This is a genomic window from Desulfovibrio aminophilus DSM 12254 (assembly GCF_000422565.1).
In the GTDB taxonomy this organism is placed as follows: domain Bacteria; phylum Desulfobacterota; class Desulfovibrionia; order Desulfovibrionales; family Desulfovibrionaceae; genus Aminidesulfovibrio; species Aminidesulfovibrio aminophilus.
The window spans coordinates 57,590-78,763 of record NZ_AUMA01000011.1 but is presented as its reverse complement, the minus strand read 5'-3'; the positions used below and the strand labels follow the sequence as shown (position 1 = coordinate 78,763).

Here is a 21,174-nt window from a genome sequence, read left to right as displayed (position 1 = left end):
GACCGGGTGTTTCCCGATCCCCTGGATCTTGCTGGCGGAGCCGACGAGACTCGAACTCGCGACCTCCGACGTGACAGGCCGGCGTTCTAACCGACTGAACTACGGCTCCGCGCTATGAATCCGCTGGTGGGCGGAACAGGGCTCGAACCTGCGACCCCCGGCTTGTAAGGCCGGTGCTCTCCCAGCTGAGCTATCCGCCCCCGGGAAGGAGCTACTCACATGGGCAGGCTCTGTCAACGAACCCCGGAACCCCCGGCGGAAGGCTCATATGACATAGCCCGGCCCGGGTTGTCAAAAGAAATCATCAAAAAAATCGTTCGACGCAACAAATTGAATTGAAAGGATATTCATTATAGACCCGCGCCGGTCCAGAGAAAACGGCCTCCCTTGCGGCCGACGAAGCCCAGGCTCAGCCCCCGGTAATACAACGCGGCCGGTCCTTTCCCTTCACCGCAGGGCACGGCCTGGCCCGAGAGCAAGGCCTCCAGTTCGGCGGGCTCCTGGGCGTCGAACACGCGCCCGACCGGGAGGCTCGCCAGGGACGGCAGCAGCGGGCGGCACAGGGGATCGGGCCGAAAGACTCCGGCCGCCGTCTTGCCCAGGGCGAAGCCCTGCCAGCGAAGGCCCTGGGGCAGAAGCTCCAGCGCCCGTTCATGAAGGAAATAGACCTTGCCGTTGAAGTCGTGGATCTGACCCGGCGGCAGGGCCTCCCAGTCCACCGGGGCCTCCGTGGCCAGCCGGGCCGGGTTCAGACGCTTGCCGGGAAGGGCCGCGCGCTCCGAGGCGGCGGCTCGCCCTCCGCCCCGCCGGGTGAAGGCCGCCAGATAGAACCCCTGTCCCTGAGACTCCTCGGCCACCCGCAGCACGCCGTCGAGCCCGAGCAGCGGGGCGTCGAAGACGAAACCGGGGGGCGGCGACAGGGGCGCGGGCTCCAGGTCCAGTTCGGACAGGGCCCAGGCGGTCTGCTCCTCGTTCTCCTCCACATTGGTGGTGCAGGTCGAGTAGAGAAGCCGCCCCCCGGGGGCCAGGAGCGCGGCGGCCTTGGCCAGGAGCACGCGCTGAAGCCGCACCAAGGGCGCGGTCTTGTCGCCGGACCAGAGTTCGAGAACCTTGGGGTTGCGCTCCGCCGTGCCCCAGCCGCTGCACGGCGGGTCCAGCAGAATGTGGTCGAAGGAGCCCTCGGCCAGAGGCAGCCGTTCCGAAGAGAGGCCTATCGTGGCCGTGTTGGCCGCGCCCATGCGCCGCAGGTTGGCGCGCAGGGTGGCCAGACGATCGGCCGAGGCCTCCACCGCCAGCACGAAGCCCTGAGAACCCACCATCTGGGACAGGAGACCGGTCTTGCTCCCCGGGCTGGCGCACATGTCCAGCACCACGGCCCCGGGAGGCGGCGCCAGGAGCAGGGGCGGGAGCATGGAGGAGCGGTCCTGGATGTAGACCCGGCCGAAACGGGCGGCCAGCGATCCACCCAAGGGAAAGGGTTCCCCGGTCAGGCGTCGCGCCAGCGACCAGAAGGGCTCGGGCTCGAAGGCGAAGCCCTGTGCCCGCAGCAGATCCTCGATGCCCCCGGCCTCGGCCGCGCCGCCCACGAGGCGGAAGCTCCGTAACGAATGGCCCATCCCGGCGTCCTTGCTTTACAGAACACGGGGGGGCCTGCTAGAGTGCCGCCTCGCGCGTTCTGCTTCCACAGCGTTCATCTCACCGGAGGAACACCATGAAATTTTTAAGGAATATATCGATAGCCCTGGTCCTGACCCTGACCCTGGCGGGCGCGGCCCTGGCCCAGACGGCCAAGACCTACGCCGTGCTGCCCTTCAAGGTCAACGGCCCGGAGAAGTTCCTCTATCTCGGCCCGGCCGTGCAGTCCATGCTCACCTCGCGCCTGACCATGCCAGGCAAATTCGAACCTCTGCCCAAGGAAGCCGCGGTCTCGCTGGGCTCCACCCCGCCGACGACGGGCACCCAGGGACAGTCCATGCTCGCCCGGGTAAACGGCCAGTACCTTTTCTGGGGCGCCGTGAACATCCTGGGCGACCACGTCACGCTGGAACTCCAACGCATGGACGCCAAGGGCCAGGCCAAGACGGCCACCAAGGACATGTCCATGGAGGGTCTGGTTCCCGGCCTGGACGCCCTGGCCAAGGAACAACTGGCCGAACTCTTCGGCGCACCCAACCAGCCCACGCCGTCGTCCGAGCAGCGCGCCGCAGCGCCCTCCAACCCCGCCTTCCTGGCCGCCGAGGGCGCGAACGCCAACGACCCCATCGCCGCCGTGAACCCCCAGTTCCGCTATGAAGGCGGCGCGGACACGCCGGGCCAGTGGCGCACCCAGAACCTCAAGTTCCCCTCGCGCGGCATGGTCGTCAGCGACGCCAACGGCGACCGCCGCCAGGAGGTCTTCATCCTCGGCCAGCACGCCCTCCATGCCTACACCCTGAAGGACGGCCGCCTGAATCCCCTGGACAGCATAGACTTCACCCAGAAATATGAACTGCTCTTCATCGGAGCGGTGGACGCCGACGGCAACGGCATCCAGGACATCGTGGTCGGGGCCTTCCGCGACGGCCAGCCCTACTCCATGATCTTCACCTTCGTGGGCAACAAACTCGAGAAGATCCTGGACGGCGCCCGCGTCTTCCTGTCCGTCGTGGCCATGCCCCCGACCTACGCGCCGACCCTCATCGGCCAGAAGCAGGGCTCCACCGAGCTGTTCAACTCCAAGAGCATCTATGAGTATCACCTGAACGGCAAGAACCTCGTGGAAGGCAAGCGCATCGCCCTGCCCGAGTTCGCCAACGTCTACAACTTCGCCTACCTCCCGGACCAGACCGGCTACAAGGTCGTGCTCATCGACGAGGACAACCACATCCAAATCTACAATCAGGCCCTGGACCTCCAGACCTCCACCGAAGACACCTACAACAGCTCGGCCGTCGACCTGGACGTGACCACGGCCCTGCCCGGCATGGCCGGCGGCGGCTCGGACTTCACCAAGCAGAGCTACTACCTGCCCATGCCGATGAAGATCACGGCCTTCTCGGCCAAGGGCAAGTACGAACTGCTGGTGAACAAGGACATCTCCGTGGCCGCCCAGATCTTCGGCCGCTTCCGCACCTTCACCCAGGGCGAGTTGCACGCCCTGTTCTGGGACGGCGTGGGCATGAACCTGGCCTGGAAGACCCGGCGCATCAAGGGCACCGTGGTGGCCTTCCAGGTGGCCGACCCGAACAACGACGGCAAGCAGGATCTCTGTGTCCTGGTTAACACCTACCCCGGCACCATCGGGCTGGAGTTCCGCAAGACCGTGCTCATCGGCTACGAGCTGAACACCGACGCGATCCAGAAGTAGTCGGGAGGGGAACGCATGCGCGCCACGATCCGCTTGACGGCCGTCCTGCTGGCCGCCGTCGTCCTGCTCTCGGGCTGCGGCCGCGACGAGCCCAAGGGCGATGCCCCCAAGCAGGGCAAGACGGCCGTGATCCGTCTGTCCTACGCCAACTTCCCGCCCGCCTCGACCTTCCCCTGCGTGCAGATGGAACGGTGGAAGCAGGAGGTGGAGCGGCGCACCCAGGGCCGGATCGTGGTCGAAACCTACCCCGGCGGCACGTTGCTGGAGGCCAAGAACATGTTCAAGGGCGTGCAGGATGGACAGGCCGACATCGGCTGCCTGTCCATGTCCTATCAGCCCGGCGTGTTTCCCCTGACCACAGTGGTGGAGCAGCCCGTGGGCTTCCGCTCCTCCCGGACGGCCAGCCTCGCGCTCTTCGACCTCTTCGCCAAATACGACCCGGCCGAGTTCAAAGCCGTGAAGGTGCTCACCCTGTTCACCTCCGCGCCCTCGAACATCATGAGCACGGTTCCGGTGAAATCCCTGGCCGACCTCGCCGGTTTGGAACTGCGGGCCTCGGGCGCCCCCTCCAAGATGCTCTCGACCCTGGGCGCGACCCCGGTGTCCATGCCCATGTCCCAGGCCCCGGAAGCCTTGCAGAAGGGTCTCGTCAAGGGCCTGCTCTCCTCCCTGGAGGTGCTCAAGGACTTCAACTTCGCGGAGTCCTGCCGCTACGAGACCGTGACCGACTTCCCGGTCTACCCCTTCGCCGTGGTCATGAACCGGGCCAAGTGGGACTCCCTGCCCGACGACGCGAAGGCCGTGCTGGACGGGCTCGCCCGGGAGCAGGCCGAATGGACCGGGGTCTACATGGACGGGCACGTGCGCGAGGCACTGACCTGGTCCAAGAACACCTACGACATCCAGATCTTCGAACTGTCCGACGCCGAACGGGCCGAGGCCCGGGTCAAGACCGCCGGGCTCATCGAGGAGTGGAAGGCCCAGGCCGCGGCGGCGGGGTTGCCCGCCGACGCCATCCTGGCCGACCTGAACCGGCTCAAGGCCGAGCACGAGGCGGCCGAAGCCAAATAACGACACGACGGGCGTCTCCCAGGGGCGCCCGCGTTTTTCCAGGACGCCATGACCGACGCCCTCTCACGCTTCACGTCCCGCCTCGCCAAGGCCCTGGCCGCGCTCTCCGGCGTCCTGCTGCTGGCCATGACGGCCCTGGCCTGCGCCAACATGATCGCCCGGGCCGTCTGGGTTCCCCTGGAGGGAACCTTCGAGGTCATGGGCTTTCTCGGGGCCATGTCGGCGGCCTTTTCCATGGCCTGGGCCCAGCTGAACAAAAGCCACATCAGCGTGGGCATCCTCTTCGGCCGCCTGCCACGAACCCTCCGCCGCGTCCTGGACGCCGCCGCGAGCCTGGCCTCCTGCGTCTTCTTCCTGCTCCTGGCCGAGCAGGTCCGCCGCTGGGCCGCCTTTCTCGTGGAGACCGGCGAGGTCTCGGAAACTCTGCATTGGCCCTTCCACCCGTTCGTCCTGGCCTCGGCCTTGGGCTGCCTGGTCATGGCCCTGGCGCTCTTCCTGGACTTCCTCCTGACGGCCTCGGGCCGGACCAAGGTCTAGATGGAACTCGGAACCATGGCCCTGACGGGCATCGCCGTCCTCCTGGCGCTCTTCCTCTTCACCCGCCTGCCCGTGGGCTTCGCCATGGGCATGGTGGGCTTCGCGGGCTTCGCCGCCGTGCTCGGAACCAAGGCCGCCCTGGGCATGCTCGGCACCGAGGTCTGGAACGTCTTCTCGTCCTATGGCCTCACGGTCATCCCGCTGTTCATCCTCATGGGCCAGATCTGCTTCTACTCCGGGGTCAACGAGCGGCTCTACACCACGGCCTACGCCTGGATGGGCCACATCCGGGGCGGCTTGGCCATGGCCACGGTTCTGGCCTGCGCGGGCTTCGCGGCCATCTGCGGCTCGAACACCGCCACGGCGGCCACCATGAGCACCGTGGCCCTGCCCCAGATGCGCAAGTACAAGTACAGCCCCGTACTCGCCACCGGATCCGTGGCCGCGGGCTCGACCCTGGGCGTGGTCATCCCCCCCAGCGTGGTCCTGCTCATCATCGGCCTGCAGACCGGCACCTCCATCGCCCGCCTGTTCTGGGCCAGCCTGCTGCCCGGCCTGCTCCTGGCGGTGCTCTTCCTGCTCGTGGTGGCCGCGGCCTGCCGTCTGCGGCCGCAGTGGGGCCCCACGGCCCCCCGCGCGAGCCTCGGCCGGCGGTTGCGCGCCCTGCCCGGCGCTCTGGAAATGCTCGTGCTCTTCGGCCTGGTCATGGGCGGGCTGTTCGCGGGCTTCTTCACCCCCACCGAGGCCGGGGCCGCCGGGGCCGCAGCGGCCCTGCTGCTCTCCGCCGGAACCCGCCGCCTGAGCCCGCGCGACTTCATCCGGGCCGTCACCGACACCATCAAGGTCTCCAGCATGATCATGGTCATCATCCTGGGAGCCGTGATCCTGGGCCGCTTCCTGGCCGTGACTCGACTGCCCTACGAGGCGGCGGCCTTCGTCTCCTCCCTCCAGGCCCCCCCGGCCTTGGTGGTGCTCGTGATCTGCGCCATCTACGCCTTGGGCGGCATGCTCATGGACGCCCTGGCCCTGCTTCTGGTGACCCTGCCCATCTTTCACCCCGTGGCCCTGGCGTTGGGTTTCGACCCGGTCTGGTTCGGGGTGGTCATCACCGTGGTCACCACCATGGGAGCCATCACCCCGCCCGTGGGCGTGAACACCTTCATCGTGGCCTCCATGGCCCCGGAAGTGCCCATGCCCAAGGTCTTCCTGGGCGTATCCCTGTTCATGTCGGCCTACCTCGTCTGCGTGCTTCTGCTCCTGTTCTTCCCGGACCTGGCCCTCTGGCTTCCGCGCTTCGTGGGCTGAGGACGCCTCCGTGCCCGAGGTTCTCCATCTGCCCGTGAGCGCCGCCGAGGCCGGACAAAAGCTGCTGCAATTCCTGGAGCGCCGCCTGGAGGGTGTGCCGCGCCCGGCGCTCATGCGCTGGATCCGGACCGGCCAGGTGCGCGTGGACGGCGGACGACGCAAACCCTTCGACCGGGTGGAGGCCGGGCAGACCGTGCGCGTTCCCCCGCACCATCCCGGCGAGGCCACGGACCTTCCCGCTCCCACGGGCGAACTGGACATCATCCACGAGGATGAAGAGATCATAGCCGTGGCCAAGCCCGCCGGATTGCCCTCCCACGCCGGAACCGGCCACGCCGATTCCGTGGACGCCCGGCTCAAGGCCCGCTTCGAGGACGCGATCTTCGCCCCGGCCCTGGCCCACCGCCTGGACCGCGACACCTCGGGCCTGCTCCTGGCGGCCAAGACTCACACGGCCCTGCGCCGCCTCAACGAACTTTTTCGCCAAGGGCTCACGGGCAAGACCTACCTCGCCTGGGTGCGCGGCTCCTGGCCCCATGCCGGGGTCACGCTCCTGGAGGATCTTCTGGAAAAATCCGGGGAGCCCGGGCGGGAACGGGTGCGCGCCGGAAGCGGCAAGCCTGCCCTGGCCGAGGCCGCGCCGCTGGTCGTCGGCGCGGCGGAAAGCCTCCTGGCCGTGCGGCTGCGCACCGGCCGCACGCACCAGATTCGCGTCCAACTGGCCACTCGGGGCCATCCCGTGGTGGGCGACCCCAAGTACGGCGAACCCGATCCCGGCGGCCTGCACCTGCACGCCTGGCGTCTGACCCTGCCCGGGCGAACCCTGCTCTGCGCGCCGCCCTGGCGCGGCGCGCGCGCCGTGTCGCGAGAGGCGCTGGCCCTTGCCCTGCGGGCCTTTCCGGAATGAAAGCATTTTTCCCTTGCCCGCGCGGGCGGGCCTCGGCTAGACTGGGGCCCGCGAAACGCCCTGTGAAGACCAACGACATCAAAACAATCCAGGAGGATACATTGAAGCACCTCCTCTTGCTTCTCCTGAGCGCCACGCTCTTGTTTTCCGCAACCGGCTGCACCACGGCCTACAAGGCCGCCGTGGACGAACGGAGCATCGGCACCCAGACCGACGACGAGATCATGACCGCCGAGATCAAGGCCGACTTCCTCCAGGACGAGTTGATCAAGTATATGGACTTCGACGCCGCCGTGTACGACGGCCACGCCTATGTCCTGGGCGAGTATGAATCCCAGCAGCAGGTCGCCCGCGGCGTCCAGATCGCCCGGGCCGTGGACGGGGTGCGGGCCGTGACCACCTACATGCTGCCCAAGAAGGACGACGAACTCTGCGGCACCACCGACAACCTGCTTCTTTACGGCAAGATCAAGAAGGAACTCATCGCCGACGAGGACGTCAAATCCACCAACGTGAACACCAAGGTCATCCAGTGCAACGTGGTGTTCCTGGGCATCGTCGGCTCGCAGGCCGAGGCCGACCGCGCCGTGAACCACGCCAAGGGCGTCGACGGCGTACGTAGCGTGAAATCCTTCCTGCGCGTCGCGCGCTGAACTGGATCGAGGCGTCGTTGGCGCGTTTTCCGGTCCGTTTTTCCCCCCGCCGCGACCTGACGCGCGTCGGTTTCCTCGTTCTGGCCCTGCCCCTGGCCCTGCTGCTGGCGGGGTGTTCCGGCCTGGAGCCGATGCGTTCCCTGCCCTCCGCGCCGGTCTGCAGGCCCACGAGCACGGAGCCCTGCCCCCCTCCGGAGGGAACGGCCCGGAAGACCTCCGCCTCCACGGCTCCGGGCTCGGAACTGGTGCTCACGGCCCGGACCATGATGGGCACCCGCTATAAATACGGGGGCATCGCCCCGCAATCCGGCTTCGACTGCTCCGGCTTCACCCGCTGGGTCTTCGAACAGCATGGGCTGGACCTGCCCCGCTCCTCGGTGGAACAGTTCGAGATGGGCAAGCCCGTGGGCTTCGAGTCGCTCAAGCCCGGAGACCTCGTCTTCTTCCGCATCCGACGCCGCAACCAGGGCCTGCACGTGGGCATCGTCACCGGCCCCGGCACCTTCATCCACAGCCCCAACCGGGGCGACCGGGTGCGCGAGGAATCCTTCCTCCAGCCATACTGGGTCGGCCGCTACATCGGCGCGCGCCGCGTCCTCAACTGAGCCGCGCGGCGGGAAAATTTCCGCCAGCCGCTATTGACAACCCGTCTCCGCTGTTTACTTTCCACCCGGCCAGGCCGTTCGGCCGACCGTCAGAAAAAAACACCTGATCTGCCATAAGGAGGAAACATGTCCCTGAAACCGCTTCACGATCGCGTGCTCGTTCAGCGCCTTGAAGGCGAAGAGAAGACCAAGGGCGGCATCATCATCCCCGACACCGCCAAGGAGAAGCCCATGCAGGCCAAGGTCGTGGCCGTCGGCCCCGGAAAGGGCAAGGCCAAGATGACCGTGAAGGCCGGCGACATGGTCCTCATCGGCAAGTACGCTGGCAACGAGTTCAAGGTCGACGGCAAGGATCTGGTCATCCTGCGCGAGGAGGACATCCTCGCCGTGATCGAGAAGTAGGAGGAGACCATGTCCGCCAAGACCATTCATTTCGACGAGAAAGCCCGTTCGGGCCTGCGCAAGGGCGTGAACGCCCTGGCCGAGGCCGTGAAGGTCACCCTGGGCCCCAAGGGCCGCAACGTGGTCATCGAGAAGAGCTGGGGCGCGCCGATCATCACCAAGGACGGCGTGACCGTGGCCAAGGAGATCGACCTCGAGGACAAATTCGAGAACATGGGCGCCCAGATGGTCAAGGAGGTCGCCTCCAAGACCAACGACGTGGCCGGTGACGGCACCACCACCGCAACCGTCCTGGCCCAGGCCATCTTCAACGAAGGCCTCAAGCTCGTGGCCGCCGGCCGCAATCCCATGTCCGTCAAGCGCGGCATCGACAAGGCCGTCGAGGCCGTCAACGCCGAGTTGGACAAGATCAGCACCCCCACCCGCGACCGCAAGGAAATCGCCCAGGTGGGCGCCATCTCCGCCAACAACGACGCCACCATCGGCCAGATCCTGTCCGAAGCCATGGACAAGGTCGGCAAACAGGGCGTGATCACGGTTGAAGAAGCCAAGAGCATGGAGACCTCGCTGGACGTGGTCGAGGGCATGCAGTTCGACCGCGGCTACATCTCGCCCTATTTCGTCACCAATCCCGAGAAGATGGCCTGCGAATTCGAGGATCCCTACATCCTCATCAGCGAGAAGAAGATCTCCAACATGAAGGATCTCCTGCCCGTGCTCGAGCAGGTGGTCCGTCAGGCCAAGCCCCTGGTCATCGTGGCCGAGGACGTGGACGGCGAGGCCCTGGCCACCCTGGTGGTCAACAAGCTGCGCGGCACCCTCAAGGTCTGCGCCCTGAAGGCTCCGGGCTTCGGCGACCGCCGCAAGGCCATGCTCCAGGACATCGCCGTGGTCACCGGCGGCAAGGTCGTCTCCGAGGACCTGGGCATCAAGCTCGAGAACATCACCATCGCCGACCTGGGCACCGCCAAGCGCATGGTCGTGGAGAAGGAATCCTCCACCATCGTGGACGGCGCGGGCAAGAAGGACGCCATCCAGGCGCGCATCGCCCAGCTCGAGGCCGAGATCAAGGACACCAGCTCGGATTACGACCGTGAGAAGCTCCAGGAGCGCCTGGCCAAGATGGTCGGCGGCGTGGCCGTGATCAAGGTCGGCGCGGCCACCGAGACCGAGATGAAGGAGAAGAAGGCCCGCGTGGAGGACGCCCTGAACGCCACCCGCGCCGCCGTGGAAGAGGGCATCGTGCCCGGCGGCGGCACGGCCTACGTGCGCTGCGTCCCGGCCTTGGAAAAGCTCAAGTCCGTCGACGACGACGAGGCCGCCGGCGTGGACATCGTGCGCCGCGCCATCGAGGAGCCCCTGCGCCAGATCGCCGGCAACGCCGGATTCGAAGGCTCCGTGGTGGTCGAGAAGGTGCGCTCCGGCAAGGGCGGCTTCGGCTTCAACGCCGCCACCGGCCAGTACGAGGATCTCATCAAGGCGGGCATCATCGATCCCAAGAAGGTCAGCCGCGTGGCCCTGCTGAACGCCGCCTCGGTCGCCTCCCTGCTGCTCACCACGGAATGCGCCGTGGCCGAGAAGCCCAAGGAAGACGACGAAAAGAAAAAGTAGACGACGACAGAGAATCAGTTGATCAAGGCCGGGCGTTCGCGCCCGGCCTTTTTTTCGTCCGGGCGGAGGGCGGGATCAGGGGCAGAATTCGCCCCGCACCTTGCAGTTGAACTTTTCGATGACTTCGTTGGATCGGGTCAGAGACTCGTCACGCACGCAGGAGGCCCAGTCCTGCATGCGCTTCACATAGCGCTCCACCTCGGCGCGGCAGGCGTTGTACTCGTCTTCGGAAGTGAATTCGCGGTTCTCGCTCTGATCCGTGCAGGCGGGCGGGGTGTCGTCGGGTTGCAGGCACCATGCCCCGGCCCCCCGACAGAGGGCGACGAGCAGAAGGAGCAGGGCGAGGGTTGTGGTTCTCATAAGGTAGGCTCATCCGAAAGGGATGGGCGCGAAGCGCTGCTTACGCTCTTTCCCCTCCCCCGACAAGAGGGTCCATAAACTTCCCTTGGAGAAACAATCCTTTTCAAAGAAAAACGATATATTGCAATCTACATCAAAGAATGAGCCCGGGGCCGGTGGCGCGATTTTGCGGAAATTCCAGCGCACCTGGAGCCAGCATAGCAGACATTCGAGGGAAAAAGGTACTGCCGGAAGCAGGGAAAAACATTCCGCCACAGCCCGCGGGCAACGCGGTCAGCGCCGTGAACGGATCACCGCCAGCACACGTTCCGTGAGCGTGGCGAACTCCGGCTTGGTCACCTGGTCGTCGGCCTTGACCGCCTCGCCCTTGTGCCGCAAGCCCTTGGAGATGAGGGAGGAGAAAAGCACCACCGGCAGCCGGGACAGCTCCTTGTCCTCCTTGATGCGCCGGGTCAGCGTGTAGCCGTCCAGGCGGGGCATCTCCACATCGGAGACGAGCACGTCCAGGTAGTCCGTCACCGGTCGCCCATCACGTACGGCCTGCCCGCGGATTTCCACCAGGGCTTCCCAAGCCTCCTGGCCGTCGTTGACCACTCGGACCTCGAAATTGGCGGTCTCGAAGTTCTGACGCAGAAGTTGGCGCACCGAAGTGGAGTCGTCGGCCACCAGGGCCCGAAACCGCTCCTCGGCCTTGGGAATGACGGCCGGATCGTGGACCGCGTAGGTCTTGTCCAGTTCGGACAGGGCCAGCTCCAGGTCGAGCAGCAGGGCGAAATGACCCTCCAGGTCCAGGGTGCCGGTGATGCAGTTCTCGCGCATGTTGGCCATGAAATGGCTGGGCGGCTCCACGGCGGTCCAGTTGACGCGGTGGATCATGGTCACGCCGGAGACGAGAAAGCCGGTGATGGTGTTGTTGAACTCGGTGACGATGATCGGCTCGTTCCGGTTCGGCTGCCGCTCCATGCCCAGCCAGACGGCCAGGTCCACCACGGGCAGGATGAGGTCGCGCAGAGGGATGGCCCCGAGGAAGCTCGGATGTCCCGCAGCCGGGGACGTCGCCAATCCCTCGGGGGCCTCGACCACCTCCAGGACCTTGGCCACGTTCACGCCGAAATGGTGCCGCAAGGGCCCATCCGGCGTCCGCTCGTCCACGAAGAACTCGATGATCTCCAGTTCGTTGGTCCCGGTTTCCAGGAGAATGCCCGTGTCCGTGGCGGCCATGCTGCGCTCCCGCGTGAGAGGTGTGGGCCTACTATAGCCGCCTCCCCGACGAAGGCATTTATTATCTGATGCGGTGCCCGGCTCGGGTCAGGACGGCCAAGGCCGTCTCCAGCGCGGGCTCGCGGACCAGGACGTAGTCCGTATCGAAGGTGGACACGGCGAAGATGCTCACTCCGGCCTCGGCCAGGGGCGCGGCCAGGGAGGCCAGCACCCCGGTCAAGCCGAAGTCCAGGGGGCCCATCACCTCCAGGGCGCGCCAGCCGGTTTCCACCGCGGCGGCTGACGGGGCGGACTCCTCGGGACAAACCAGAGACAATTCGGCGGGAGTGCGGACCAGAGCCCAGAAGCCCGGCCCGAGCCCGGAAAGGACTTCGGCCGGGGGCGTGCCCTCGGGGAGGCGGCAAACGGCCAAGCGGCCGGGCGCCAGGGACAGTATGAGCTGTTTCACGCGGGGCTCCTCGTCGCCGGTCCCCGCTTTCGGGCAAAACCGCCGGAAAGACGACGGCCTCAGGACGTGGCCACGTTGCTGCCCACGGCCGGAATCAGGGAGAGGATGTCCCACTGCAGGGGCTCTTCGTGCTTGACCGGCCGCTTCAGGGTCGCACCCAGGACCTCGTCCCAATGCACCGGGGAGATGCCCACCCAGGGGCTGCGGGTCGTCAGGTCGGACTCGCAGAGCACATGCCCAGCGGGCAGGTCGCGCGAGAAAACAATGCTCTTGCGCAGCTTCTTGGCCGCGCCCTGCTCCTCGGGGAAGACCTTCTTGCCCTTGATGATCAAGGCCTTTTCCACTTCGCGGATCATGGCGACCATCTGGGCCAGCTCGGCGGGTTCCAGGGAGGCCTGATGGTCGGTGCCCTTCATGGTCTTGTCCAGGGTGAAGTGGCGCTCCACCACGCAGGCGCCCAGAGCCGCGGCCGCCACGCTGGGTGCGATGCCGCGTTCGTGGCCGGAGTAGCCGACGGGTACGCCGTAGCGCTCACGCAGGCTGTCCATGACCGGCAGGCCGATGCACTCCTCGGGGCAGGGATAGGTGCTGTTGCAGTGCAGCAGGACGATTTCGTCGTGGGAGCGGCGCAGTTCGGCCATGGCGATGTCGATGTCCTCAAAGGCGCTCATGCCCGTGGAGAGAATGATGGGCACTCCGGCCTCGGCGGAACGGCGCAGAAGCGGCACGTTGACCAGATCCGCGGAACAGATCTTCAAGAGCTCGACGTCCAGGTCCAGGATACCGCACAGGCTGGGCTCGTCCCAGCAGGAGGCGAAAAAGACCAGTCCCAGGGATTCGGTGTAGACCTTCAGGTCGGCCATCTGCTCCAAGGAGAGCTCCAGGGCTTCACGATGTTCGCCGTAGGTCGCCCCGAAGCTGTTGCGGCCCGAATAGGCGGCCTCGCGTCCGGCGCGGGTGAGCAGAGCCTCCACGTCCCTCTTCTGGAACTTGACGGCCTGCACTCCGGCCTTGGCGGCCTCCTCGATCATGCGCTTGGCGAGTTCGAACTCGCCCTGGTGATTGTTGCCGACCTCGGCCACGATGAAGCAGGGGTGGCCGGGGCCGATCTTCACACCGGAACGCAGGGTGACGGACCGCTGGTGCTTGTTCATGTCAGAATCTCATGATGTCGATCCCCCGGCTCTCGCAGAGGGGCTTGAGTTGCTCATAGATTTCGTCCTGCTTGCCGAAGGAGGTGACGACCACGGCGTCGCAGCGCAACGACTCGAGCACCTGGGGGTGCGCCACCACATGGCCGTGGAAATTGCGGCCATGCTTGGCGGGGTCGTTGTCCAACAGCGCCACGACGATGAAATCACTCTCGCGCAGGGCCGAAAGCACCACCTCGCAGGTCTCCGAGGCGCCGAACAAGGCCAGTCGCTTGACGCCCCGGGGTTTGAGCCCACGCAGGCGGTTCTGAATGAAGGACTTGACCGTGGAGTACAGGCGGATGGTTTCCGAGGAATAGTCCGAGAACATGCGCCGCCGCATGGCGTCGCCATCGGGCGTGAGCACGTAGCGGAAACTCTTGCCGTTGACCGGCAGGAACTCCACCAGGCGTTCGGACTGGAGGGTGTTCAGATACTGGTTGATCATCGCGCCGGAGAGTTTGAGCCTCCGCCCCAGCTCATACTGGGAGAGATCGCTCTCCGTGGCCAGGGAGTCGAGGATCGCCAGAACCCTGGTTTCCTTGCTGGGCTTCAGGTACTTTCCATCAGCGAGCGGCATTTGATTCATGGGAACCGACCATCCAAACTCATCTTTTCAGGGTATACCGGGCGGCTGTTCATTCAGTCAACGATCATTCCCCGGCAGACTGGTTTTAGCAAAATCCGGTCCAACGGCAAAAATGTCCGCCTTGTTTTTCATATTATACTGAATTTATAATCCTTTTTTGTCAGACGCTTTTGCATCCCCCTGTCAGAGGCGATTCATTCATTCGCCCACACAATGAAACATCGACCATTTTGACGCTTTTCTTTAACCCAAAGCCTCCTTCCTCGGCAGTGCTTGCCCCCTTCGCCGCGTTTCCCGCGCAATTCCTTGGAAAACCAAGGCGATTCTTGAAAGTGAGCGCGCACACCTTGCCAGGAAGTGCCTTCATCCCTATACTCGGCCCCCATTCTTTCCACTCACGAGGAGACCATGAAGAGCACCGCGCCGGACAACGAACGCCCCTGGCTTGCCAAATACGACCCGGAGGTTCCCTGGGAACTGCCGTACGAATACATCCCCCTCTTCGAGTATCTGGACCGCGCGGCCGAAAATTGGCCGAAACGCAAGGCCGTCATCTTCCAGAATTTCCGCCTGACCTACTCCAAGCTCAAAAAAATGACGGAAACGGTGGCCGCCAATCTGCGGGCCCAGGGAGTGCGGCCCGGCGACCGTGTGGCCGTCATGCTGCCCAACACGCCCCAGGCCATCATCACCTACTGGGGTGTCCTGCGGGCCGGGGCCGTGGTGGTCATGACCAACCCGCTCTACATGGAGACGGAGATCCTGCACCAGTTCAACGACTCCGGCGCCCGGGCCCTGGTCATCCTGGATCTGCTCTGGCCCAAGGTGGAGAAACTCCGCGACCAGATCCCCATCGAGAAATTCTTCGTCACCAGCATCGCCGACTGCCTCGCCTTCCCCCTGAACCTGCTTTACAAGGTCAAGGCCCGCCGGGACGGCCACCGCCCGGTCGTGCCCTTTGACGGCGCCGGCGTGCTGCCTTGGACCACGCTCACAAAGGGCACGGACACCTTCACCTTCCAGGGCGTGGACCCCAGGAAGGACATGGCGGTGCTGCAATACACCGGCGGCACCACCGGCGTGTCCAAGGGCTGCATGCTCTCCCACGCCAACCTCGGGGCCAACGTGCAGCAGTGCCGGGCCCTGCTGCACACCCTGGGCGACCAGCAGGAGACCTTCATCGGCATCCTGCCCTATTTCCACATCTACGGACTCACGGTCTGCATGAATCTGGCGACCATGCTCGGAGCGGCCCAGGTGCCCTTCCCGCGGTACTCGCCCAAGGACGTGCTCAAGGCCATCCACAAAATCCGGCCGACCATCTTCCCCGGAGCCCCGGCCCTGTATATCTCCCTGCTCCAACAAAAAGACGTGGCCAAATACGACCTCAAATCCATCAAGTTCTGCGTCTCCGGCTCGGCTCCCATGCCGGTGGAGTACATCGACCAGTTCAAGAAGATGACCGGAGCCGAGATCCTTGAGGGCTTCGGCTTGACCGAGGCCTCGCCCGTGACCCACCTCAACCCTCTCTCCGGCAAGCGCAAGCCCGGATCCATCGGCATGCCATTCCCGGACACCGACGCCTGGATCGTGGACATGGAGGTGGGCTCCGTGACCCTGCCCCCCGGCAAAATGGGCGAACTGGTCATCCGCGGGCCGCAGGTCATGATGGGGTATTTCAACCGCCCCGACGCCACAGCCGACGTCCTGCGCAATGGCCGGCTCTACACCGGCGACATCGCGACCATGGATGAAGACGGCTACTTCTACATCGTGGACCGAAAAAAAGACCTCATCATCTCGGCCGGGTACAACATCTACCCCCGCGAGATCGACGAGGTGCTGCACTCCCATCCCAAAATCAAGGAAGCCGTGGCCGTTGGCATCCCCCATGGAACACGCGGCGAAGTGGTCAAGGTCTTCGTGGTCCTGGAGGACGGCGAAAAGATGACCAAGAGCGAGGTCATCGCCTTCTGCCGAGGCAAACTGGCCAATTACAAGGTGCCGCGCCTGGTGGAATTCCGCACCTCCCTGCCCAAGACCATGGTCGGCAAGGTGCTGCGCCGGGCCCTGCGCAGCGAGGAGGATCAGCGACGGAAAAGCGGCGGCGCCGAGGAACAGCTCGAAGAATGAGCGCGGCGCGGGCCCAGCGATCCGCTCCCATGACACGCAAGGCCGGGACACCCCGGCCTTTCTTTTTCAAACCTGACCGTCTCCCTCCATCTCGCAAGACAGATAGCAACGTAAATTCAATCCGTTGCAGACGATGCCCGCCCCCTCACCCGTAACGAGCCTTGCCCTGGAACGCTTGAGCGGTTCCCGCCCGAAAAGCCTCAGCCGAGCTTGATCGCAACACAATTCATTGTTTTTATTTGTGATAATCTCGCAATGTCGGCGGTGCTTCATTGACGCGCATCCGCAGCCTTCTCCCCCCTGATCTGCCCTGAAAACGAGCAGAAGATGACGCGATGACGGAGCTGACCAGCCGAGTCTGAACTTTATCATGAAAAAATCCAGACTGTACCGGGCCTGCGGCGGCGCACAATACGCTCCGCTACCCCAAGCCCGAATGCGGACGACAAGGCGCCCCCTGCCCCACACAGGGGGAAAAGGAAACAATTACAAGGAGAAAAATTCAGCGCGGACGACGGCGATAGTCCTGGGCCGCAGTCACGAAGCGTGGGGCCCAATGACGTTCACCCAAGGCATGGATGTGCGTGTAACCGGCGAAGACGTTGTTCCGAACGAGGCCATCCCGGCCCTGGAACAGGCCCTGTCCGCGCGTCATGCGCAGGGCGAAGGCCGAGGAATCGGCGGCTGTCGTGGCGAGACAGGCCGAGTAATGAAACTCGTGGCCGCGCAGGACGGCGCCCGCGGGATGGAAGGGATTGTCCAGCTCCACCAGGGCTTCCACGTAGCCCAGGCCCTGCGGCTTGGGGCAGAGGGTGGTGGTCAGGTCGAAGACTCCGGCCAGGGGATAGGTCCGGCCGTGCATCTCCAGGGCACGGCAGAGGTACATGAAGCCGCCGCACTCGGCGTAGATCGGCAATCCTGCCTCGGCCAAGGCGCGCACGTGATCGCGGATGGCCGCGTTGGCCGAAAGTCCTTCGGCCTGGGTTTCGGGGAATCCGCCTCCGAGGTACAGGCCGTGAATCTCGGGCCAGGGGGCGGAATCCAGCAGACTCAGCCGGACGAGGCGGGCTCCGGCGCGCTCAAGCGCCTCCAGGTTCTCGGGATAGTAGAACCAGAGCGCGGCGTCCTGGACATACCCGATGACCGGTCCATCAGAGGGAGGCGTTTCGGGCCAAAGCGGGGTCGCCGAAACGGGCAGCTCCGGGGCCCTCCGGGCCACGCCCAGAATCCGTTCCAGATCGAGCCAACCGGCGGCCAGCCGTCCCAACTGGTCCAGCGCGGCTTCACGGTCGACATGTTCCTGGTCCGAAACCAGCCCCATATGCCGCTCCGGAATGGGATTTTCCGCCATCTTGGGCAGCATGCCCAGCACGGGGACATCGGTGTACGTCTCAATGGCCTCGCGCAGAATCCGTCGATGCCGCTCCCCCGCCGTGCGGTTGAGGACGACCCCGGCCAGATTCAGCCCGGACTCGAAGTTACGGCATCCGGCCACCACGGCCGCAGCCGTGCGGGTCATCTTGGTGCAGTCCATGACCAGAACCACCGGCGCGGCCAGAAGGCGAGCCAATTCGGCGGTGGAGCAGCTACCGGCCACATCCTTGCCGTCGAACAGCCCCCGGTTTCCCTCGATGAGAGCGAGATCGAACCCCTGGGCCTTGCCCGCGAACAGGGAAAGCTGGGTCTCGGCGGGGAGCAGGAATGGATCCAGGTTGGAACATTCGGCGCGGGCGGCCAGGCCGAGCCAGGCGGCGTCGATGTAGTCCGGCCCTTTCTTGAACGGGCGCGGGGTGTGCCCGGCCTGAAGCAGGGCCCGGCAGAGCCCGAGGCTGACGATGGTCTTGCCGGAGCCGCCGGAAAGACCGGCCAAGATGAGTCGCGGAGTGGAGGCCATGCGCTGCGGTCCTGGAACGAAAAAAGCCTTGCCCAGAAGACTGGGCAAGGCCCTCTCGATCGTCCATGCGGACGGAAGGCGGTCTAGTCCTCGCCCTCGGCGTGCTTGCCGGCGCCCTTGAGGCCGTACATCGTCGTGCTGCCGCTGGACCAGAAGACCATTTCGCCCTCGTTGACCAGGGCGGTGAGAACCTTCTTCACTTCACGGGCCTTCTCATCCGGGAACAGATCCGTGAAGTCGTTGAAGTAGAACTTGGTCTTGGTCTTGGACTTGGAGTTGCAGAAATCAATGATCTTCTGTTTCGCCTCATTGAGTTCAAGCGCCATAGCATTAGCCCCTTGTTTGTGACGGGCGCGGAGAGATCCTCCCCGCGCCCGCCGTTTTCCTAGAACTTGAACTGCGTGGTCTGGCGCCAAGTGTAGTAGGCCGGATCACGGAAGTCGTCGATCAGGTGATGCGAGAACTCCAGCCCGCACACCTCGAAGAAGCGCTCCCAGCCGATACGATTGGCCCAGTCGCCCAGGCGCTCGTACTTGCGGGCGCCCTTGGAGTAGGCGTCCAGGATCTGCTTGATGACCTTGGTCATCGTGGGCCAGCGGGGCGGCTCGTTCGGGATGAAGGGCACCACGACCTTGGAGAAGGCCGGGCGGGTGATGCGGTTGGAGATCTTGCCGCCGACCATGATGGCGATGCCGTCGCCTTCCTTGTCAGAGAGCGGCATGGACGGGCACATGGTGTAGCAGTTGCCGCAGAACATGCAGCGCTCTTCCTTGACCGCGACGGTGTTCACCTGCTTGCCCTGCCACTCCGTCTTCGTGGGACGGATGGCGCCGGTGGGGCAGGCGGCCACGGCCAGGGGCACTTCGCACATGTTGTCCAGGTGCTCGTGGTCGATCATCGGGGGCTTGCGGTGAATGCCCAGGATGGCGATGTCGGAGCAATGCACGGCGCCGCACATGTTCAGGCAGCAGGCCATGGCGATGCGCACCGGAGCGGGCAGGCGCATGTTGACGAACTCTTCGAACACGGCGTCCATGGTGGCCTTGACCGTGCCGGAGGCGTCCGTGGCCGGGGTGTGGCAGTGGACCCAGCCCTGGGTGTGCACGATGTTGGTCACGCCGGCGCCGGTGCCGCCGACCGGGAACTTGTAGGAACCGCCGGCGAACTTGCGGCCGTTCAGCTCCTTCTTCAGGGCCTTGGCCTCGTCCTCGGTGGTGACCATGAACTCGATGTTGTTGCGGGTGGTGAACCGCAGGTGGCCGCCGCAGTACTTGTCGGCGATGTCGCAGATCTCGCGGATGTGCGTGATGGTCATCAGGCGGGCGCCGCCGCAACGCACGGTGTAGACCTTGTCGCCGGAGTCGGCCACGTGCAGCAGGACGCCGGGCTCGAGGATCTCGTGGTAGGCCCAGGTGCCCTTGTTCTTTTTGATGACCGGGGGCAGGAACTCCTCGAAGTGCCGGGGACCGATGTCCGTGATCCGGTTTTCCATCGGTTTTTCAGGATTGTATCCGGAAGAGATGAAGGCCATAGTGGTGTCCCCCTCTTGTTACTTCTGGTGCTTCTTTCTATAGTCGGCGATTTCGCGCTTCCAGCCGCCCGTGACTTCCTCTTCCTTCCAGAAGATGTACGGGTTGTGACGCGGCTCGCGAACGTGGCGGGCATCGGCCTTGAGATTGGTCACTTCCAGAAGCTTCTGGAAGGACAGGCGCTTCATGGTCTCGCCCAGGCGCTCACGGTTCTTGCCTTCCTCCATCCACCAGTCCCAGATGTTCTCGATGACTTCCTTGATCTCGGAGTAGGGCTCCTCGACCTTGATGAAGGGCACGAGCAGGGAGGCCATCTGCGGGCCGTCCAGGATCGGGGCCTTGGCGCCGCAGAGGATGCTGGCGCCGCGGTCGTTGCCGATCCGCAGGGCGCGCGGCATGGTGTTGATGCAGTGCATGCAGCGCACGCACTCCTTGTTGTTGATCTCCAGCTTGCCGCCCTCGTAGCGGATGCAGCCGGAGGGGCAGCGCTCCGCGACTTCCTTCTGGATGTCGAACTTGCCCCAGTCGCGGCCGGCATGAGCGCCCGCGTTGGGCTTGATCTCGCCGCCGGCGTAGGCGGCAACGGCCTTCTGGTCGATGCGGATCTCGTCACGCCAGGTGCCGATGATCGAGAAGTCGGAACGGGCGATGGAGGCCACGCAGCCGTTCGGGCAGCCGTCGACCTTGAACTTGAACTTGTAGGGGAAGGCCGGGCGGTGCAGCTCGTCCTGGTAGGTCTGGGTCAGGTCGAAGCACAGCTGCTGGGTGTCGATGCAGGCGAACTCACAGCGGGACTGGCCCAGGCAGCAGGACGGGGTGCGCAGGTTGGAGCCCGAACCGCCCAGGTCGTTGTTCATGTTGTGGGTCAGCTCGAAGAAGATCTCTTCCAGCTGCGGGGTGGTCGTGCCCAGGAGCACGATGTCGCCCGTGGAGCCGTGCATGTTGGTCAGGCCCGAACCGCGGAGTTCCCACAGGTCGCAGAGCTGACGGAGGAAGTCGGTCTTGTAGTACAGGCCGGAGGGCTGGTTCACGCGCACGGTGTGGAAGTGGGCCACGCCGGGGAACATCTGGGGCTGGTCGCAGTAACGGCCGATGACGCCGCCGCCGTAACCGAACACGCCCACGATGCCGCCGTGCTTCCAGTGGGTCTCGCCGTCCACATAAGACATTTCCAGAACGCCCAGCAGGTCGTCCGGGCAGTCGGCCGGGACCTGGTAGTCAACGCCCTTGGCGTTCTTGGCCCGGTTTTCGCATTCCTGCTTTATGTCGGACACAAAGCTGGGCCACGGCCCGCTTTCCAGCTGGTCCAACAAGGGGGTTTTGTGTTTCGCCATTCCCTTAACCTCCATTGTTTTTTTAAAATGTTTCCAGCC

General features: G+C 65.1%; 20 protein-coding genes and 2 tRNA genes. 10 read left to right on the top strand and 12 right to left on the bottom strand.

Translation table 11 applies throughout. The features are described from left to right. Positions 1–32: 32 nt before the first annotated feature. From H587_RS0109310 to H587_RS0109300, 3 genes are all read right to left on the bottom strand, one after another. Positions 33–109, bottom strand: a tRNA-Asp gene (locus tag H587_RS0109310). A gap of 15 nt (positions 110–124) precedes the next feature. Then, a tRNA-Val gene (locus H587_RS0109305) sits at positions 125–200 on the bottom strand. Positions 201–350: 150 nt separating this feature from the next. After that, positions 351–1,616, bottom strand: coding sequence for an NOL1/NOP2/SUN domain family protein (locus H587_RS0109300; RefSeq protein WP_027176043.1), 1,266 nt, complete (start codon positions 1,614–1,616; stop codon positions 351–353). A gap of 95 nt (positions 1,617–1,711) precedes the next feature. Between H587_RS0109300 and H587_RS0109295 the strand changes: the two genes are divergently transcribed. The 9 genes from H587_RS0109295 to groL all read left to right on the top strand — a co-directional run bounded on the left by H587_RS0109295 (position 1,712) and on the right by groL (position 10,437). Continuing rightward, positions 1,712–3,346, top strand: a complete 1,635-nt coding sequence (locus H587_RS0109295) for an FG-GAP-like repeat-containing protein (protein WP_027176042.1) — start codon at positions 1,712–1,714, stop codon at positions 3,344–3,346. Positions 3,347–3,361: 15 nt separating this feature from the next. Beyond that, positions 3,362–4,417 (top strand): TRAP transporter substrate-binding protein, encoded by a 1,056-nt coding sequence (locus H587_RS17965; protein ID WP_034609010.1) that lies wholly within the window; start codon positions 3,362–3,364, stop codon positions 4,415–4,417. A gap of 48 nt (positions 4,418–4,465) precedes the next feature. Continuing rightward, a complete protein-coding gene (locus tag H587_RS0109285) occupies positions 4,466–4,954 on the top strand; it encodes a TRAP transporter small permease (RefSeq protein ID WP_027176041.1) in 489 nt (162 codons plus the stop codon). Beyond that, a complete protein-coding gene (locus H587_RS0109280; protein ID WP_027176040.1) occupies positions 4,955–6,259 on the top strand; it encodes a TRAP transporter large permease in 1,305 nt (434 codons plus the stop codon). It begins immediately after the preceding gene. 10 nt (positions 6,260–6,269) lie between these two features. After that, on the top strand, positions 6,270–7,166 hold the full coding sequence (locus H587_RS0109275) for an RluA family pseudouridine synthase (RefSeq protein ID WP_027176039.1): 897 nt from the start codon (positions 6,270–6,272) through the stop codon (positions 7,164–7,166). 101 nt (positions 7,167–7,267) lie between these two features. Beyond that, positions 7,268–7,819, top strand: a complete 552-nt coding sequence (locus H587_RS0109270) for a BON domain-containing protein (RefSeq protein ID WP_027176038.1) — start codon at positions 7,268–7,270, stop codon at positions 7,817–7,819. Between the two features lie 17 nt (positions 7,820–7,836). After that, positions 7,837–8,424: a C40 family peptidase gene (locus tag H587_RS17960; protein WP_051202608.1), complete on the top strand. Its 588-nt coding sequence runs from the start codon at positions 7,837–7,839 to the stop codon at positions 8,422–8,424. Between the two features lie 126 nt (positions 8,425–8,550). Continuing rightward, positions 8,551–8,826 carry a co-chaperone GroES gene (locus tag H587_RS0109260; protein WP_027176037.1) on the top strand — a complete coding sequence of 92 codons (276 nt, stop codon included), beginning with the start codon at positions 8,551–8,553 and terminating at the stop codon, positions 8,824–8,826. Positions 8,827–8,835: 9 nt separating this feature from the next. Beyond that, a complete protein-coding gene (groL, locus tag H587_RS17955; RefSeq protein WP_034609007.1) occupies positions 8,836–10,437 on the top strand; it encodes a chaperonin GroEL in 1,602 nt (533 codons plus the stop codon). Between the two features lie 75 nt (positions 10,438–10,512). On the opposite strand, the gene H587_RS0109250 is transcribed toward groL, so the two are convergent. The 5 genes from H587_RS0109250 to H587_RS0109230 all read right to left on the bottom strand — a co-directional run bounded on the left by H587_RS0109250 (position 10,513) and on the right by H587_RS0109230 (position 14,236). Beyond that, positions 10,513–10,797, bottom strand: a complete 285-nt coding sequence (locus H587_RS0109250) for a hypothetical protein (RefSeq protein WP_027176036.1) — start codon at positions 10,795–10,797, stop codon at positions 10,513–10,515. 273 nt (positions 10,798–11,070) lie between these two features. Continuing rightward, on the bottom strand, positions 11,071–12,018 hold the full coding sequence (locus tag H587_RS0109245) for a chemotaxis protein (protein WP_027176035.1): 948 nt from the start codon (positions 12,016–12,018) through the stop codon (positions 11,071–11,073). 61 nt (positions 12,019–12,079) lie between these two features. Then, on the bottom strand, positions 12,080–12,466 hold the full coding sequence (locus tag H587_RS0109240; protein WP_027176034.1) for an ACT domain-containing protein: 387 nt from the start codon (positions 12,464–12,466) through the stop codon (positions 12,080–12,082). Positions 12,467–12,525: 59 nt separating this feature from the next. Then, the gene (locus H587_RS0109235) at positions 12,526–13,620 is read right to left on the bottom strand and encodes an N-acetylneuraminate synthase family protein (RefSeq protein ID WP_027176033.1); all 1,095 of its coding nucleotides are present in this window, start codon (positions 13,618–13,620) and stop codon (positions 12,526–12,528) included. A gap of 1 nt (position 13,621) precedes the next feature. Then, positions 13,622–14,236, bottom strand: a complete 615-nt coding sequence (locus H587_RS0109230; protein WP_245560855.1) for a transcriptional regulator — start codon at positions 14,234–14,236, stop codon at positions 13,622–13,624. A gap of 417 nt (positions 14,237–14,653) precedes the next feature. Here H587_RS0109230 and H587_RS0109225 point away from each other — a divergent pair, with 417 nt between their 5' ends. Beyond that, on the top strand, positions 14,654–16,378 hold the full coding sequence (locus tag H587_RS0109225) for a long-chain-fatty-acid--CoA ligase (RefSeq protein WP_027176031.1): 1,725 nt from the start codon (positions 14,654–14,656) through the stop codon (positions 16,376–16,378). Positions 16,379–16,880: 502 nt separating this feature from the next. Here the strand turns inward: H587_RS0109225 and H587_RS0109220 are convergent. The 4 genes from H587_RS0109220 to dsrA form a co-directional block, all read right to left on the bottom strand. Further along, a complete protein-coding gene (locus tag H587_RS0109220; RefSeq protein ID WP_027176030.1) occupies positions 16,881–18,272 on the bottom strand; it encodes a cobyrinic acid a,c-diamide synthase CobB in 1,392 nt (463 codons plus the stop codon). A gap of 83 nt (positions 18,273–18,355) precedes the next feature. Next, positions 18,356–18,598 carry a dissimilatory sulfite reductase D family protein gene (locus H587_RS0109215; RefSeq protein WP_027176029.1) on the bottom strand — a complete coding sequence of 81 codons (243 nt, stop codon included), beginning with the start codon at positions 18,596–18,598 and terminating at the stop codon, positions 18,356–18,358. Between the two features lie 59 nt (positions 18,599–18,657). Beyond that, positions 18,658–19,803 carry a dissimilatory-type sulfite reductase subunit beta gene (gene dsrB / locus H587_RS0109210; protein ID WP_027176028.1) on the bottom strand — a complete coding sequence of 382 codons (1,146 nt, stop codon included), beginning with the start codon at positions 19,801–19,803 and terminating at the stop codon, positions 18,658–18,660. Positions 19,804–19,821: 18 nt separating this feature from the next. Next, positions 19,822–21,135, bottom strand: a complete 1,314-nt coding sequence (gene dsrA / locus H587_RS0109205; RefSeq protein ID WP_027176027.1) for a dissimilatory-type sulfite reductase subunit alpha — start codon at positions 21,133–21,135, stop codon at positions 19,822–19,824. Positions 21,136–21,174: the final 39 nt, after the last annotated feature.

Coding starts and splice junctions, on each gene's coding strand:
- H587_RS0109300 (WP_027176043.1), bottom strand. CDS start 1,616: ATGGGCCATTCGTTACGGAGCTTCCGCCTCGTGGGCGGCGCGGCCGAG.
- H587_RS0109295 (WP_027176042.1), top strand. CDS start 1,712: ATGAAATTTTTAAGGAATATATCGATAGCCCTGGTCCTGACCCTGACC.
- H587_RS17965 (WP_034609010.1), top strand. CDS start 3,362: ATGCGCGCCACGATCCGCTTGACGGCCGTCCTGCTGGCCGCCGTCGTC.
- H587_RS0109285 (WP_027176041.1), top strand. CDS start 4,466: ATGACCGACGCCCTCTCACGCTTCACGTCCCGCCTCGCCAAGGCCCTG.
- H587_RS0109280 (WP_027176040.1), top strand. CDS start 4,955: ATGGAACTCGGAACCATGGCCCTGACGGGCATCGCCGTCCTCCTGGCG.
- H587_RS0109260 (WP_027176037.1), top strand. CDS start 8,551: ATGTCCCTGAAACCGCTTCACGATCGCGTGCTCGTTCAGCGCCTTGAA.
- groL (WP_034609007.1), top strand. CDS start 8,836: ATGTCCGCCAAGACCATTCATTTCGACGAGAAAGCCCGTTCGGGCCTG.
- H587_RS0109250 (WP_027176036.1), bottom strand. CDS start 10,797: ATGAGAACCACAACCCTCGCCCTGCTCCTTCTGCTCGTCGCCCTCTGT.
- H587_RS0109245 (WP_027176035.1), bottom strand. CDS start 12,018: ATGGCCGCCACGGACACGGGCATTCTCCTGGAAACCGGGACCAACGAA.
- H587_RS0109235 (WP_027176033.1), bottom strand. CDS start 13,620: ATGAACAAGCACCAGCGGTCCGTCACCCTGCGTTCCGGTGTGAAGATC.
- H587_RS0109230 (WP_245560855.1), bottom strand. CDS start 14,236: ATGCCGCTCGCTGATGGAAAGTACCTGAAGCCCAGCAAGGAAACCAGG.
- H587_RS0109225 (WP_027176031.1), top strand. CDS start 14,654: ATGAAGAGCACCGCGCCGGACAACGAACGCCCCTGGCTTGCCAAATAC.
- H587_RS0109220 (WP_027176030.1), bottom strand. CDS start 18,272: ATGGCCTCCACTCCGCGACTCATCTTGGCCGGTCTTTCCGGCGGCTCC.
- H587_RS0109215 (WP_027176029.1), bottom strand. CDS start 18,598: ATGGCGCTTGAACTCAATGAGGCGAAACAGAAGATCATTGATTTCTGC.
- dsrB (WP_027176028.1), bottom strand. CDS start 19,803: ATGGCCTTCATCTCTTCCGGATACAATCCTGAAAAACCGATGGAAAAC.
- dsrA (WP_027176027.1), bottom strand. CDS start 21,135: ATGGCGAAACACAAAACCCCCTTGTTGGACCAGCTGGAAAGCGGGCCG.